Raw genomic sequence first — 15,436 nt, 5'->3', positions numbered from 1 at the left:
CTGCCCATATTAATGATAGATTTGTTATACTCAAGCCCAGCATATGAAGGCATTGCTATCGTGAAAATACCGTTAGAAATCCTCTGCGCTCTCCCCTACGTTTATCATTGATTAGGTTAATAAGCTTTTATGTCAGACACTCGCACCTCAACGCAGCAATTCAATACAAATAACGCGATGAACCCGTTGGCGGCTAAATCAAATACGACCGTTGCCTATACGGACGGCGCCTGTAAAGGCAATCCTGGCGCTGGTGGCTGGGGCGCGCACCTTATTTTTAGTGACGGACGCACGCAGGATTTGTATGGTGGCGATAAAGAAACCACCAATAATCGTATGGAACTGATGGGCGCGATAAAAGCATTAACACATAGCCCAATTGAACAAAATCTTGAGATTTGGACAGATTCAAGTTATGTCAAAAAAGGCATTACCGAATGGATTGATGGTTGGAAAAAACGAGGCTGGAAAACAGCCAGCAAAAAACCTGTGGCCAATCAAGACCTTTGGCAACAATTAGATACGCTATGCCAGCAGCGTCCTGTTGATTGGCACTGGGTCAAAGGCCACGCTGGACATGCTGGCAACGAAAAAGCGGACGAGTTAGCAAACTTAGGCGTAACGTCCAGCAGTGAAAACGTCTCGATAATAGAGGCTCAAGATAACGCTAAAAAAAAAGATCAGATAACGACTGATAAAATATCATCCTCATCTAACGACGATTGGCTCAGTTTTGATCCATTAGGTCTTGATGTAGTAGATGATGAGTATGATGACGAGCATAATGAAGAAGCACTAGAAAGTCATAACAATGACGATAATCCGATAAATAAAGACGCTATAATACAAACAGATCGCTATCAAGACCATGATTACAAACAGAGTCCTGCGACCAAACTAATGAGTACCACAGATATGCCAGAAGCCCATACGCCCATGACTGATACAATCATAGATAGTAATACGCCAGTAGCAGCTGAGGCAGAAAATTTCGATGGTGATACCAGTCGCGCCAATCCACACTTTAGACCACTGCTACCTAAGCCGATACATCGCCATGAATCTGATCGCCAACTCATTATGGATACTGAGACTACGGGACTTGATCCCCTAAAAGGTGATCGTATCATTGAGGTCGGTATTGTCGAGATGATCGGGCGTAAATTTACGGGCGAAAAACTCCACGTTTATATCAATCCACAGCGCGGTATGGATGACGTGGTCATTCGCATTCATGGTATCTCTGAAGCATTTTTGACAGACAAACCCACATTCGATCAAGTCGCACAATCACTATATGACTTTATGGACGGTGCAGAAGTCATCGCTCACAACGCCTCGTTTGATATGAACTTCTTGAACATGGAGTTTGCCAAAGTCGGACTGACAGACTTTGCACAGCGGGTAAAAGTGACCGATTCGCTCGCAATGGCTAAGCAGCAGTACCCTGGGCAAAAAAACACCCTAGATGCTTTAGTACGCCGCCTAGATGTGGGTAAGCAAGATCGTACCTTCCACGGGGCGTTACTTGACTCAGAAATTTTGGCTGAAGTATATTTGGCGATGACGGGCGGACAGGTCACGCTCGCCATTGAAGAAGACACACAAACAGATGGCGGGCAGACAACTCATGCAAGCTTTGCCAATCTAGCAGCGCTATTATTAGAATCGACCATAGATGAGAATACCGACCAGAACTGGTATGCCTCGCTTTCAGACGATTATCCTGCGCTCAAAGCCAATATGTAGCCGTCGTTTAAAAAGCGTATGGCATTATCATTTACACAATACAGTCTTGAACATTGTTATATTAGGGCGTGTTTGATCCTTCAACCATGGCACTGACATGAACTATTTTTTGGGCGATTCGACGTTAAAAATCGTAAGTTTAGTCATTCTAAGCGTCTTTTTTTAACAATGAAGCGGCAAAAAAGAGTTCTGTCCTCACTGCGAGCATAGCTCTTGTCTTGCGGACGGGCAAAGCAGTACTTTGCTTACTCCGTCCTCAGGGCTGATGCTAAAATTACCCCATACTACGTTGTAAGTCTCGCTAAGGTATTAACATTATCGTCGACTTGCTCCTTGTCTGGCGCTATTTTAGCCAACAGCAGTGCCTATTTGTGAAGACTCAAACACGCCCTAAGCGTTAAAACATCACTGATAAACACTTTTAGGCATCATTTAAACCATCGCTATTCTCATCAGCACGTTATGGAAAACTCCCTATGGAACAGTCTACGCAAATGAAGTTAACCGCCCCAACGCTTAGTGTTACTGATTTCAACCTACCATCATTACATTTGTTGCATGAAGAGATCATTGCGACCCTAAAAGATACTGAGATTCATCTGAGCGAGTTTACTGATGACAGTAGTCAAGCCCCTTTATTGTTAGACTCTATTACTATCCTAAAGCAGCTGTCTTATCTCTTTAAGCTCATCTCTTTGGTCGGTGGCGAGGTCTTGAACAACGCGATTGTTCACGGTTTACAGCGCCTTTATGATAATGGCGACAATAATGATATTCACTTAATTATGGATTTATCAGAAGCGATTATGATGCTGGATCGCTATGTCGAGTTTGTGCTATTAACAGAGTCGGTAGAGCCCACTTTATTATTGCCTGTCATCAATAGGCTAAATGCTCACGGGCAGCAGACTCCTATCGCAGCAGACTATTTTTCTACTTTTGGCAGCAGTAGTGTCATCATCGCCAATCCTGAAAAAAACTTTCAATCACTAAAAGCGCTCAACCTTGATGATGAGTTACTGACTTATGCTTATCGTAGTGGTCTTGGCGTTGCTCTGCTCAATCGAGATGGCAATATTAGCGCAGACGATCAGCAAAAGCTTGATGCCATGAGTGCAGCTTGTGCGTTGATAGCCGCAAATACTACTAGCCTATTTTGGCAAGCTGCCAATGCCGCCGTCACTGATATCGCCGCTATCTTACCGCTAAATCTTAGCCAAAAACATACGTTTATTTATTTAGAGCAACAGTTCCAAAGTTATTTACCGGTGATGGATAAGCGTTTTGCTGATTTAGTCGGTTTGGCTTGCCAGCGTGACAATAAAGAGGCGCAACACCTACGTGAGCAATATGCAAACAATCAGTTAGAAAGCTGCCAGCTTGAACAAATGAAACGTTTCTTGTTCGGTCCTAATCGCGCCCTCACCGATACGTTGAACACCATCATTCAGACTCAAATCAATACGATCAAAGAACATGTGGACAGTTACGCGCGTGGTGACTCAATTAATCCTATTGACATGCAAACTGCACAAATTATCAACGATCTCACTGAATTAAGTTCGGCGCTACGCTTGCTTGGTCTATCCAGTGCCGCCGATAGCCTCAGCACAGCCGCAAAGGCTGTCCGTCATTGGCAAGCGCCCTCGCCTGATGATTTCGATCATTTACTACTGGCATTGATGCATGCGGAGAATGCCGCTATTTCTATGGCAGAAATGCACACGCCAGGGGCTATCTATTTGCCACTCAATAATCCTCATATTTCATTACATCAGCTCAATACAGCTCATAACACTTTGGTACAAGAAAGTCGTACCGCCATTGCCAGTGCTGAACAAGCCATCAATGACTATTTGGATGAGCCAGAGCGAGATCTACTCAATATTCAAAACGTACCTGAAATGATGCGCCAAGTGTCAGGGGCTGTGCGCTTCTTACAGCTGCCAACACCTGCCAGTATGCTCAGTCAATTGGCCAACTATATTGAGCAACGTATCGAAAGCGGACACCGCATAGAAGACCATACACTTGCCTGTATCGCGGATGTCATTATGGCAGTCGACTATCATTTAGATGGCTTTGAGCACAACCGTCCTGTGAGCAAACAAGCACTTGATGTGGGTCAGCAAAGCTTGAGTCATCTACTCGCGGCCTAATTATCATATGGCTCAATATGTATACGTTCTAACTATAGTGAATTCTTGTAAAACCAATACAGTGCGACGGGGAATGCATATTTTTCGAATAACAGTTCCGCAGACTCCGTAATAACAGCAAGCAAGAAAAATTTACACGAGTCGCACGTGATTATTAATGTATCGACTCTATATTGAACTGACTATAGTTATGATGTCGATATTTTTTTCTGACAGACATTTTTATTTATCTTTCTCACTTTAAACAAGTCTGTATTTTAGATACTACAGACTTGTTTTTTACGTTTTGGAAATTTTATATGACCAGTGCCTTTGTATTTAGGGATGACACCCTCCTATGTCGCCAAACCTCTGATGGCTGGTGGCCACTGCAAGTTCAATTACCACCGTCCATGACAGGCTCAGACGATAGCGAATGCCAGCCAGCTTATCAGCTTGGTTCTGTAACGCTAATCGAAAGCCTAGCGCCAAGTCATTGGCTGGCTGATAGCGCTTTAGAGCATTCGATTGATATCGACAGTGACAATACTGATATTGATACCTTTACGGCTCAAGCGACCAGCGCCGTTACTTATGATTATGCCATCGCGCATAATATTAAACTGCCACTCATCTCTGAGAAAATCGCTGATAACGACGATAACGCTTTCTTGCCTTATAGACAGCTCATCACTCAATTGCCGATTGCATTATCTAATCAAATTAGCCAAGCCATGCAGTTATTGCGTTGGCAGGAAGACACACAGTTCTGTAGTCGCTGCGCCACCCCAGCCGTTCCTGCCGAAATAGATGAGCGTGCCATGATCTGTCCAGTGTGCCATCTGCGTCAATATCCGCGGGTACAGCCTTGTGTCATCACTGCCATCACTCGCCCAAATCCACAGACGGGAGAAATGCAAATTTTGCTGGCGCATCATCATCGCTATGGCGAGCAAAAACTGCCGCTCATGTATGGCTTGATTGCAGGTTTTGTAGAAGTGGGTGAAAGCCTAGAGCATGCGGTCGTACGTGAAGTAGCTGAAGAGGTGAATCTGAGTGTGACTGACATACGCTATGTCAGTAGTCAGCCATGGCCATTTCCCTCTAACTTAATGCTTGGGTTCCGAGCGTCTTATGCCAGCGGTGACATTGTCATTCAAGAAGAAGAGCTGACGCATGCTGATTTTTTTGATCTCTCAAACCTGCCCCAAATACCCTTTAAAGGCAGTATTGCTTATGAGCTGATCGCGCAAGTCGCTGATGAACAAGGGATTCGTCTATCAAGTTAAATCAGCTTAATCAGACTACCTTACGATCTACAAAACGTTGATGCTGCCATTTGACCAGTCTTGGTATCAATAACCCAGCAATCACAATGGCCATTCCCAATACTTGTAATGCAGTGACTTGTTGACCGTACGCAAATGCTGTGAGCGCTGCAAAAACGGGCACAAAATTAAAGAATAAAGACGCATTGGCCGCACCCAATTGCTTGACCCCAGAAATCCACAGCAGATAACCACCAACTGTCCCAAAGACACCGATAAATATCAGGTCACCAAAGACACTACGACTGATAGCAAGGCTTTCTTGTAATGGATGCACTTCTGCACTGAACAACACCATAAGCGAGATCACCCCAAGACCTGAGAGCATACCGACCAAGGTATAAGGAATCATCGGCATCCAGCGGCTGATTCCTTGGGTCAGATGGGTGTACAGACTCCAGCATAGCATCCCCAAGAAAATTATTTGATCCCCGTGGTTAAACTCAAATCCTAACAATTTGGCAAACGCACCATCGGTGAGCACCAGCAGTACACCAGATAAGCACACCACCAAACTAAATAGCGCACCTTTTGTTGGCAGTTGCCGCTGCGCCACAGAACCAATCAGAGAGGTCACCAGCGGACTAAGCGCCATAATTAGCGCGCCATTATTGGCATTGGTCTGCGCCAAGCCTGTAAACAGACCCAGATTCAAACCACCAACACCGATCACAGACACACCAATGGCCCACGCCCACTGTCTTGAGGTGAGATTGGGTATGGGCATATGTTTATATTTTGCATAAAAGTACAAACATACCGAAGCAATACTAAAGCGCCACATGACCAAGGTTAAAGCATTGACTTCACCCAAAGCATGTTTGCCCACAGGAAAGCTTGCGCCCCATAAAAACGTACATAGCAATAAATACAGTACGGCATTGGTATTCATCGAACGAGTCATTTTACCTCCAAAAATATTTGTACAGATATGAATGCCAGTGTATATATTTTAGATACGATATAAATCAGTAATAATGAGAGCGTACATTTTAAATATAAAACGTGCTCGCTAAGATTTCTCTTTGCCGCTATTTTATTTAGGACTGACTATCGCCATGCATGTTGCTGAATTCTGATTGCTATGTACTCGATACAGATGTTTTAAGCCCCCAAATGTGTTAATCTTTCGCTACATAAGCGCGATAAACGGCACCATTGTATAGTACTATCCTCTATTCAGTCATAGCACTTTTTATAATGCCTATAGCGCCCTACCAAACGTGTCCATTTTCACCTAACCATTTACGGATTATAAGCCAAAAAAGCTGATAATGACCGATGTTAAGGCCAATAATTCAATGCTCAAAAACAACGCCAGTACTCTCACAGAACCAAGCGTCAACACACGCGTCAAGCTTACACGACTGTCTGATTTACCCATTTTATTTGACAGCTTAAATATCACCACGCTAAATGATGACGTGCTAGATAAAATCGAGCGCATAGACGCTTGCCTTCCCCAAACACAATGCGGTTTATGCGAGCATCCAGATGGCTGTTTGCCGTACGCCACTGCCATCGTGCTAAATGATGAGCCATACAATAAATGTGTGCCTGGTGGTCAGCCCGTGACCAATGCTATTGTTCAAATCATTAATCCTGATAGCAATGAGGCGATACTTAACGCCGTTCCGTCTCAGTGGCCAATAGACGCCACATCTGCGCGGCCGACCGAGGTACGTGCTGTTATCCGTGAGGATGACTGTATCGGCTGTACCAAATGTATTCCTGCTTGCCCAGTGGATGCTATCGTCGGCACTGGCAAGCATATGCATACCATCTTTACAGATTTATGCACAGGCTGCGAGTTGTGTATCGCGCCTTGTCCTGTCGATTGCATTGATTTGATCACCATAGAGCGTGAGGTTTCTATATCTGAGCGTGTGTCTGAACAGGAAGACTTAAGACAGCGTTATCATACTCATTTGAATCGCGTGACTGAGCAGCTTGCTGATAGCAGCCATAGTAGACCTGTGGTCAGTATGGTCGAAGCCAAACTAAATAACGCGGCGAGCCAATCTTTGAACATCAGCGAAGCACAAGCAAAAAATACCATTGCGGCAGCTAAACTACGTACTAAGATTAAAAAGCTAGAAAAGCAGCTAAGTGTTCGTGCAAACGATCAAAAACAAGCCGATCTTGAAGCGTTACAAGCCGAGCTCGAATCATTACAAGTAGCGCTTTGATTACGCGATTGATACTTTAATAATTAACATAAACGTCATCGCTAGCATATAATTTTGCAACACCAATCACTAAAACAATAGTCAAATATCATGAGTAAAACGGTCAAACATAAAACAGCGGATACCCCGCCCTCAAGGCGGATGCCCAATCGTGATATTCGTCAATTCTTTGAAAAATTGGCAGCGACGATTGACGAACCAGTCACTGAGCTCAATTATGGCAGTAATTTTGAGCTGCTTATTGCGGTTATATTATCCGCGCAGGCGACAGATGTGAGCGTTAACATTGCCACCCAGCAATTATATCCGGTGGCAAATACGCCAGAGGCGATATTGGCATTGGGTGAAGACGGCCTAAAGTCTTATATCAAAAATATTGGCTTGTATAATGCCAAAGCCAAAAATGTCATCAAAACCTGTCGTGATTTGATCGAGAAATTTGACAGCACCGTTCCTGATAATCGCAAAGACCTAGAATCACTGGCAGGCGTAGGACGCAAAACAGCCAATGTGGTGTTAAATACTGCATTTGGTCAGCCCACTATGGCGGTGGACACCCATATATTTCGTGTGGGCAATCGCACTGGTCTTGCCACTGGTAAAAATGTCTTAATTGTTGAAAAAAAGCTGGTCGAACGCATTCCAGATGACTTCATTGTTGATGCGCATCATTATCTGATTTTACATGGACGCTATACCTGTCAAGCACGTACACCCAAATGCGGTGCATGCCCTGTCTATGACGAATGCATGTTTAAGGATAAAGCAGGATTTGTAGAGTTGTGACCTTCATTTATAGTGGTAACTTTCATTTATAGCGAGAGGTTCGATGAATTTACTCTTTGTTTGTACCAAAAATAAATGGCGCAGTCCGACTGCTGAAAACATCTATTCAAATCATCCTAATCTAAATGTTCGTTCTGCAGGCATTAGTCGTTCTGCTCGCAAACAAATACATTTAAAAGATGTAAATTGGGCAGATATTATTTTTGTGATGGAAAATAAGCATAAGCGTTATATTCATGAACAGTTTCAACACCAGATCAGTCAGAAAGAACTTATTGTCTTAGATATCCCTGATGATTATCAATACATGGATCAAGCATTGGTATCATGGTTACAGGACTCAGTAAACGCCCACTTATCTTTATAAACGTTATTTTTAAATAAAGGAAAACAAATGCAAACCCTTACTGCCCTATTATTTGATGATTTTGAGACCTTGGATCTTTTTGGACCTATCGAGATGTTTGGCTGCTTGCCTGAGCATTATCGACTTCAATTTGCCTCCATCAGCGGTGGCATTATTCACAATAAGCATGGTGTAGCTGTGCAGACAGTCGCTGTCACAGAATTAGAATATCAGACCGATATTTTATTGGTGCCGGGCGGGATGGGTACTCGGCTGCAAATCAATAATAGTTCCTTTTTGCAGACACTTATGACACTTATTGATCAGGCTAACTGGGTACTAAGCGTCTGTACTGGCAGTGCATTATTAGCTAAGACCGGGGCTCTAAATAGTAAACGTGCAACGTCTAATAAAATGGCCTGGCAATGGATCATATCTCAATCAAATCAGGTCAACTGGGTAGCGCAAGCGCGCTGGGTGGTCGATGGCAAATTTTATACTTCCTCAGGTGTTAGTGCTGGCATGGATATGGTACTAGGATTCATTGCTGATAGACAGGATATTGAGACGGCACGATATATCGCCAAATATACAGAATATCGCTGGCAAGAAGACAGTGAGGTTGATGACTTCTACCCTATTTAGTCAATACCCAGTTACTTCATAATACTATCCATCGCTAGAGTTTTGCGTCGATACACGTTAAAATATGCTAATTTTTTGATTCCTTTTCGTCTTTTGTTTTTCTATACATTTAATAATGACTGAATTCGTAAACGACAGTCCCTGCAACTAAGCGATCCCATTATGCGTGAATACAACTTATTTACCTCAGAATCTGTGAGTGAAGGCCATCCTGATAAAATGGCTGACCAAATATCCGATGCTATCCTTGACGCTATCTTAGCTGAAGATTTGCATGCACGCGTGGCATGTGAAACGTTGGTTAAGACAGGCGCGGTAGTATTGGCTGGTGAAATTACCACCACAGCCAATGTCGACTTTGAGCGTATTGTGCGTGATACGGTGAATGGTATTGGCTATCACCATTCAGACTTAGGCTTTGATGGCGAGACTTGTGCGGTGATTAATATGCTTGGTAAGCAATCACCTGAAATTGCTCAAGGTGTCGATCGCCAAGATCCTGAAGAGCAAGGTGCAGGCGATCAAGGTCTTATGTTCGGCTATGCCAGCAATGAAACTGACGTACTAATGCCAGCCCCTATCGAATTTGCTCATCGCTTGATGGAGCGTCAATCTGAGCTGCGTCGCTCAGGAGATCTGCCGTGGTTACGCCCCGATGCAAAAGCGCAAGTGACATTAAAATATGATGGCAATAAACCAGTGGCGATTGATGCCGTGGTATTGTCTACGCAGCATGATCCCAGTATCTCGCAAAGCGATTTACAAGAAGCCATCATGGAATCCATCATCAAACAAGTACTGCCAGCGGATCTATTACATGCTGGCACGCGCTATCACATCAATCCAACCGGTAAATTCGTCATCGGTGGCCCTGTTGGGGATGCAGGATTGACTGGTCGTAAAATCATTGTTGATACTTATGGTGGTATGGCGCGTCATGGTGGCGGTGCCTTTAGTGGCAAAGATCCCTCAAAAGTAGATCGTAGCGCCGCTTATGCTGTCCGTTATGTTGCCAAAAATATCGTCGCAGCAGGACTTGCGGAGCGCTGTGAGATACAAGTGAGCTATGCGATTGGTGTCGCTGAGCCAACCTCTATCTCTGTCAATACTTTTGGCACTAATAAAATCAGCAATGATGAGATCATCCGTCTGATTCGCGCCCATTTTGATCTGCGTCCTTATGGCATTACTCGTATGCTAAATTTATTGCAGCCCATGTATCAGCAAACGGCTACTTTCGGTCATTTTGGTCGTCAAGGATCAGAGACTGCCTTCACGTGGGAAAAAACAGACAAAGCAGATATCTTAAAAGCAGATGCTGGGTTGTAAAAGACATACTTTTAAATTTTTACAAACCTTCTTTATACATAGAAAATTACTGACACTTATTAGGAGTCGCTTATGTCTCAAGACAATATCCAAGACAGCAACACTCAAGGCAATAATGTTGATACCAGCATTGAGATTACCCCAGAAATGCAGTCATTTTATCAACGTGCTGATGCTATCATCGGTATTGCAAACAGTCAGTTAGGTCCTGAAGCACATTCAGGACAAGTAGGCGCTTCTTTGTTGTACGCAGCAGCACGTTATAGTGCGTCAGTCGCTTCTATTGGTTTCATCAAAGGTGATGATTTTGCCAAAGAAAAAGACGATATCGTCGAGTTTTATGTTAAACAATATCGCCAAATGCTGAGCGATAATTTGACTGATTATGCGCAAAATTTTGATAAATATGTAGATTTGAATCAAGAAGGGAAAAACGCTGAATAATAGCTGTTTTTAACTTATAGAAAAAACACTGTAAAACCCAAGTTTTAATATGAGACTTGGGTTTTTTATTGACTGTCATTCGATGAGTAGATGGTAGATGACTTTTTATAAATAGGCTACTATTGGCTTTAGATCACTCGATGATCGATAGAGGTAAAAAGATTAAAACCAATGATCGATAATGGGAATTTATCGAATTTTATCTATAAGGAGATATTATTATGCACAACATTTTAATCAAATCATGGCTTTTTTTACTCAAACAACCATTGCTCAAATCACTCCTATTGGGACTACCATTAGCCATGGCTTTGGCAAGCTGTAGTAGTGTGGTCAATATTCCCGCCCCCAACACGACGCCTATTCAAACAGAGCATGCCACCGCGACTAAAAACCAAAAAACGAATGCTGGTATTTTTACTCAGTGTGCGCCTAGTAGCTCGGACAAAACCATGTGTACCATGCAATATGATCCTGTCTGCGTCAAAGTTAAAACGCCAACAGGATTTAGCACGCAAACGGCAGGTAATGCCTGTTCCGCCTGTAATGTCACTGGTGCAGTCAGCTATACAAAAGGCGAATGTTCATAGAGATATAGTCGGTAAAAAGTTAAATGTATCCATCAATAGTCAGTTACTACTGGTATAAATTTTCTTCGCTTGCTGTGCCGTTGCAGACAGTGGCTTCAAGAATCCATTCCAGCGGTACTGTCGCGCTTTTACTGTTTGTTGACTATAACACGATAAATTTTTAAAAAATACGCCATCAATTGCAACTAAAAAGTCCCAGCTTAATCATAAGCTGAGACTTTTTAATTTATGCTAATAGTACGTATTTTTTTATAGTGAATTAATTATGCTTCACTTTTATACAATCTAATCATCAGGTTTTGCCAGATCAGGTGGTCCCGTTAATAGATCTTCATCACGGAACTCGTTGGCTGAATTGTGTTCTGCAGACTCTTCAGTAATAAACCATTGCTGCTGGCGATACAAGATCAAGCGATCTCGACTCAACCCTCGCAATAACGAATACATCATAATCAATATAACAATGGCAAAAGGAAAGCCTGACACGATAGACGCTGCCTGTAGCGCACCCAAACCGCCTGCCGCCAATAACACAGCAGCAATCACCCCTTCAGTACCTGCCCAAAATAGACGCTGAATCTTTGGTGGATTGGTATCACCACCTGAAGTCAGCATGTCAATGACAAAACTGGCTGAATCTGATGAGGTGACAAACCAAAGCACAATCATCACCACAATCAGTAAATTGACTGCTGATGTTAATGGATAAGATTCCATTAATTTAAAAATAGCACTGCCTGTATCCGCTTGAACGGCCTCAATAAGACCAGGGCTTGCTATATTAGGATCAAGTGCCGCCATTAGCTCCATATGTACTGCCGAGCCACCGAATGCGGTGAACCATAAGAATAATATGGTAATAGGGATTAATAATACGCCTAATATAAATTCGCGAATGGTACGACCACGTGAGATACGAGCGACAAACACACCAACGAACGGCGACCAGCTAATCCACCATGCCCAATAGAAAACTGTCCAAGACGACTGCCAATTATCTTGACCTTCATAAGACTCCGTCCACAGACCTAGAGGTATGACTTGATGTAGGTAATTGCCGATATTTTCAAAGAAACTATTAAAGATAAATTGTGTCGGCCCTAGGATAATCACAAAGCTTAATAATAAAATAGTAGAGAAGATATTAATATCACTTAAGCGCTTAATACCTTTATCAAGCCCCAAGAATAGCGACATTCCAGCCAGTACCGTAATAAATGCAATCAGTATAATCTGTACCGTAATACTATTCGGAATACCAAACAGCGTCTCAAGACCAGAATTGATCTGTAACACGCCAAGACCCAAGGTCGTTACCACGCCGAACATCGTGCCAAATACTGCCAACGTATCGACGGTATGACCCATAGGACCATATATTTTTTTGCCAATCAGCGGATATAACGTAGAACGGATGGCTAATGGCAAGCCAACGCGATAGTGGAAATATGCCAAAGCCAAAGCCACAATGCCGTAGATTGCCCAAACGTGTAGACCATAATGTAAAAATGCGATATTCATCGCTTGCTTGGCAGCAGCAATGGTTTCAGGTTCACCAAGCGGCGGTGCCATGAAATGATATAACGGCTCGGCAGTGCCCCAATAGAGTAGCCCAATACCGATACCTGCCGAAAACAGCATACCAATCCATGAAAATAAATTATATTCAGGTTTTTCTGTTTGATGACCAAGCCTAATATCACCGTATCGACTGAATATCATATAGATACTCATGACCAAGGCGAGATTGACCACCATAATAAAGAACCAGCCAAAACGTATAGATACGAATGCTTTTGCTTGATTAAATACAACTTCTGCTTGCTCGTTAAAAAAAGCACCAAAAATAATAAACACGACAATCAAAATCGCCGAGGTTAAAAACACGGGCTTACTTACCCGTGGAAAGGGGCCTAAACGGCCAACTTTAACGTGATCCATTTCATAATCTCAATTTTTAGAACACCCGCTTTGCTGAGCCATGTACCTATCATCGAACCAAGTACAGGGCATCAAACGAAGCCAGCAGCCTTAATGTCATAAAGCACAAAATCCTAAGATTCGTCGATATCTTAGGATTTTGTGCTACAAATATTTTATCGTTTTTAAAGTAAAAATGAATACAAAACTGACGATGTAAAAGCCAATGTATACACTGACTTTTACGGTTTATCAGTCACCCTTTACAATTTTGGGTGGACCTTTTAGTAAATGTTCATCAACGAACTCATTGGCTGAATTATGATCGGCAGACTCTTCAGTAATAAAGTATTGCTGCGCTCGGTATAAGATCAATCGATCTCGACTCAGTCCGCGCAGCAGCGCATACATCATCACAAATATCACCAAGGCAAATGGTAACCCTGCTACGATAGCAGCCGCCTTTAGCGCGTCTAGACCTCCTGCGGCCAATAATATCGCTGCAATAATTCCTTCTGTTGTTGCCCAAAATAAGCGCTGAATTTTTGGTGGATTGGTATCGCCACCAGCCGTCAACATATCAATGACAAAACTCGCTGAATCTGAGGAAGTCACAAACCACAATACAATCATAATAACGATTAGCAACGTCACAGGTTTGGTCATTGGATAGTATTCAACCAACTTAAAGATCGCACTACCGATATCTGCTTGCACGGCCGAAACCAATCCCGGACTCACGACATCAGGACTCATCCCTGCCAGCAGTTCCATGTGAATAGCGACGCCACCAAACGTGGTAAACCAAAAAAACAAAATAGTCATTGGGATCAATAAAACCCCTAATACAAACTCACGAATCGTACGACCTCGGCTAATACGAGCAATAAATACCCCAACAAATGGCGCCCAACTTACCCACCATGCCCAGTAAAATATCGTCCAACTGTTTTGCCAATCTGTATTACTATATGCTTCGCCCCATGTTGCCAAAGGGATAAATGATCCTAGATAATTACCAACATTTTCGATAAAACTATCAAAAATAAACAAGGTTGGACCAAGAATGACCATAAATGCGAGTAGCACGGCCGTCAGTCCCATATTGATGTCACTTAAGCGTTTAATACCTTTATCAAGGCCTAGCATCAAAGAGATGCAAGCCATAGCAGTCACAAAAGCAATGATCGCAAACTGTACGCCAATACTATTAGGAATGCCAAATAAGTTCTCCAGACCAGCATTAATCTGCATCACGCCTAAGCCGAGAGAAGTCACTACCCCAAACATCGTACCAAATACCGCTAGCGTATCAACGGTGTGACCCCATGGGCCATAAATCTTGCGACCTAATATCGGATAAAGCGTTGAGCGGATTGATAATGGTAAACCACGGCGAAAATGAAAGTAGGCCAAAGCTAAAGCCACGATGGTATAAATGCCCCAAGCATGTAATCCCCAGTGTAAAAACGAGAGGTTCATGGCTTGTTTGGCCGCCTCTAGGGTTTCTGCTTCACCGAGTGGCGGTGCCATAAAGTGATATAAAGGCTCTGCTGTACCCCAATAGACCAAACCAATACCAATACCTGCCGAAAACAACATACCTATCCAAGAGACAAGGCTATATTGCGCACGCTCGGTTTGATTGCCCAAGCGAATATCACCATAACGACTCATGATGAGGTAAATACAAAGAACCAGTGCCGTATTGACTAGGATAATAAACATCCAGCCGAACTTCTCAGTAATAAAATTCTGTAAGAAACTAAAAATTGCACCGGCAGCTTCTGTAAAAAAAGCACCAAAAATAATAAATCCAACAATTAAAACCGTCGATGCTATAAATACAGGTTTACTCACCCGTGGAAATGGACCCAATCTCTCTACTTTTACTTCGTCCATGTGCTCATCTCTTAATGCAAGGGAGGCCACCTTAACAAAATAACGTTTAATTATCAATTAATTACAAAAT

General features: G+C 42.9%; 13 protein-coding genes. 10 read left to right on the top strand and 3 right to left on the bottom strand.

Translation table 11 applies throughout. From position 1 onward, the window contains the following. The first annotated feature begins 129 nt into the window (after positions 1-129). From dnaQ to nudC, 3 genes are all read left to right on the top strand, one after another. Positions 130-1,749, top strand: a complete 1,620-nt coding sequence (gene dnaQ / locus JMX48_RS04815) for a DNA polymerase III subunit epsilon (protein WP_201534986.1) — start codon at positions 130-132, stop codon at positions 1,747-1,749. 476 nt (positions 1,750-2,225) lie between these two features. Continuing rightward, entirely contained in the window at positions 2,226-3,908 is a 1,683-nt protein-coding gene (locus JMX48_RS04810; protein ID WP_201534984.1) for a hypothetical protein, read from the top strand. Between the two features lie 299 nt (positions 3,909-4,207). Next, entirely contained in the window at positions 4,208-5,176 is a 969-nt protein-coding gene (gene nudC / locus JMX48_RS04805; protein WP_201534982.1) for an NAD(+) diphosphatase, read from the top strand. Positions 5,177-5,186: 10 nt separating this feature from the next. Here nudC and JMX48_RS04800 read toward each other — a convergent pair whose 3' ends face one another. Then, positions 5,187-6,119, bottom strand: coding sequence for a DMT family transporter (locus JMX48_RS04800; protein WP_201534980.1), 933 nt, complete (start codon positions 6,117-6,119; stop codon positions 5,187-5,189). A gap of 370 nt (positions 6,120-6,489) precedes the next feature. Between JMX48_RS04800 and JMX48_RS04795 the strand changes: the two genes are divergently transcribed. From JMX48_RS04795 to JMX48_RS04765, 7 genes are all read left to right on the top strand, one after another. Further along, entirely contained in the window at positions 6,490-7,404 is a 915-nt protein-coding gene (locus JMX48_RS04795; RefSeq protein WP_227687900.1) for an RnfABCDGE type electron transport complex subunit B, read from the top strand. A 90-nt stretch (positions 7,405-7,494) separates the two neighbouring features. Beyond that, complete coding sequence (gene nth / locus JMX48_RS04790; RefSeq protein WP_201534978.1) at positions 7,495-8,190, top strand: endonuclease III; 696 nt, start codon at positions 7,495-7,497, stop codon at positions 8,188-8,190. Positions 8,191-8,233: 43 nt separating this feature from the next. After that, on the top strand, positions 8,234-8,557 hold the full coding sequence (locus JMX48_RS04785; RefSeq protein ID WP_201534976.1) for a low molecular weight protein tyrosine phosphatase family protein: 324 nt from the start codon (positions 8,234-8,236) through the stop codon (positions 8,555-8,557). 27 nt (positions 8,558-8,584) lie between these two features. Further along, positions 8,585-9,181, top strand: coding sequence for a DJ-1/PfpI family protein (locus JMX48_RS04780; protein ID WP_201534974.1), 597 nt, complete (start codon positions 8,585-8,587; stop codon positions 9,179-9,181). Between the two features lie 162 nt (positions 9,182-9,343). Then, positions 9,344-10,510: a methionine adenosyltransferase gene (metK, locus tag JMX48_RS04775; RefSeq protein ID WP_201534971.1), complete on the top strand. Its 1,167-nt coding sequence runs from the start codon at positions 9,344-9,346 to the stop codon at positions 10,508-10,510. A 72-nt stretch (positions 10,511-10,582) separates the two neighbouring features. Further along, positions 10,583-10,954 (top strand): DUF3144 domain-containing protein, encoded by a 372-nt coding sequence (locus JMX48_RS04770; RefSeq protein WP_227687899.1) that lies wholly within the window; start codon positions 10,583-10,585, stop codon positions 10,952-10,954. 221 nt (positions 10,955-11,175) lie between these two features. After that, on the top strand, positions 11,176-11,544 hold the full coding sequence (locus JMX48_RS04765) for a hypothetical protein (RefSeq protein ID WP_201534969.1): 369 nt from the start codon (positions 11,176-11,178) through the stop codon (positions 11,542-11,544). Between the two features lie 285 nt (positions 11,545-11,829). Here the strand turns inward: JMX48_RS04765 and JMX48_RS04760 are convergent, their stop codons facing one another. Together JMX48_RS04760 and JMX48_RS04755 are read right to left on the bottom strand one after the other, a co-directional pair. Beyond that, positions 11,830-13,485, bottom strand: a complete 1,656-nt coding sequence (locus tag JMX48_RS04760; protein WP_201534967.1) for a BCCT family transporter — start codon at positions 13,483-13,485, stop codon at positions 11,830-11,832. A gap of 231 nt (positions 13,486-13,716) precedes the next feature. Then, positions 13,717-15,366, bottom strand: a complete 1,650-nt coding sequence (locus JMX48_RS04755) for a BCCT family transporter (protein ID WP_201534966.1) — start codon at positions 15,364-15,366, stop codon at positions 13,717-13,719. Between the last annotated feature and the right edge of the window lie 70 nt (positions 15,367-15,436).

Origin of the sequence: Psychrobacter immobilis, from assembly GCF_904846225.1 — a bacterium.
Classification (GTDB): Bacteria; Pseudomonadota; Gammaproteobacteria; order Pseudomonadales; family Moraxellaceae; genus Psychrobacter; species Psychrobacter immobilis_F.
This window is presented reverse-complemented; position numbering and strand designations above follow the sequence as displayed.

Excerpts from the sequence above, each read along its gene's own strand:
- JMX48_RS04760 (WP_201534967.1), bottom strand. The coding sequence starts at position 13,485 with ATGGATCACGTTAAAGTTGGCCGTTTAGGCCCCTTTCCACGGGTAAGT.
- JMX48_RS04795 (WP_227687900.1), top strand. The coding sequence starts at position 6,490 with ATGACCGATGTTAAGGCCAATAATTCAATGCTCAAAAACAACGCCAGT.
- metK (WP_201534971.1), top strand. The coding sequence starts at position 9,344 with ATGCGTGAATACAACTTATTTACCTCAGAATCTGTGAGTGAAGGCCAT.
- JMX48_RS04780 (WP_201534974.1), top strand. The coding sequence starts at position 8,585 with ATGCAAACCCTTACTGCCCTATTATTTGATGATTTTGAGACCTTGGAT.
- JMX48_RS04810 (WP_201534984.1), top strand. The coding sequence starts at position 2,226 with ATGGAACAGTCTACGCAAATGAAGTTAACCGCCCCAACGCTTAGTGTT.
- JMX48_RS04785 (WP_201534976.1), top strand. The coding sequence starts at position 8,234 with ATGAATTTACTCTTTGTTTGTACCAAAAATAAATGGCGCAGTCCGACT.
- JMX48_RS04765 (WP_201534969.1), top strand. The coding sequence starts at position 11,176 with ATGCACAACATTTTAATCAAATCATGGCTTTTTTTACTCAAACAACCA.
- JMX48_RS04800 (WP_201534980.1), bottom strand. The coding sequence starts at position 6,119 with ATGACTCGTTCGATGAATACCAATGCCGTACTGTATTTATTGCTATGT.
- nth (WP_201534978.1), top strand. The coding sequence starts at position 7,495 with ATGAGTAAAACGGTCAAACATAAAACAGCGGATACCCCGCCCTCAAGG.
- JMX48_RS04755 (WP_201534966.1), bottom strand. The coding sequence starts at position 15,366 with ATGGACGAAGTAAAAGTAGAGAGATTGGGTCCATTTCCACGGGTGAGT.
- nudC (WP_201534982.1), top strand. The coding sequence starts at position 4,208 with ATGACCAGTGCCTTTGTATTTAGGGATGACACCCTCCTATGTCGCCAA.
- JMX48_RS04770 (WP_227687899.1), top strand. The coding sequence starts at position 10,583 with ATGTCTCAAGACAATATCCAAGACAGCAACACTCAAGGCAATAATGTT.
- dnaQ (WP_201534986.1), top strand. The coding sequence starts at position 130 with ATGTCAGACACTCGCACCTCAACGCAGCAATTCAATACAAATAACGCG.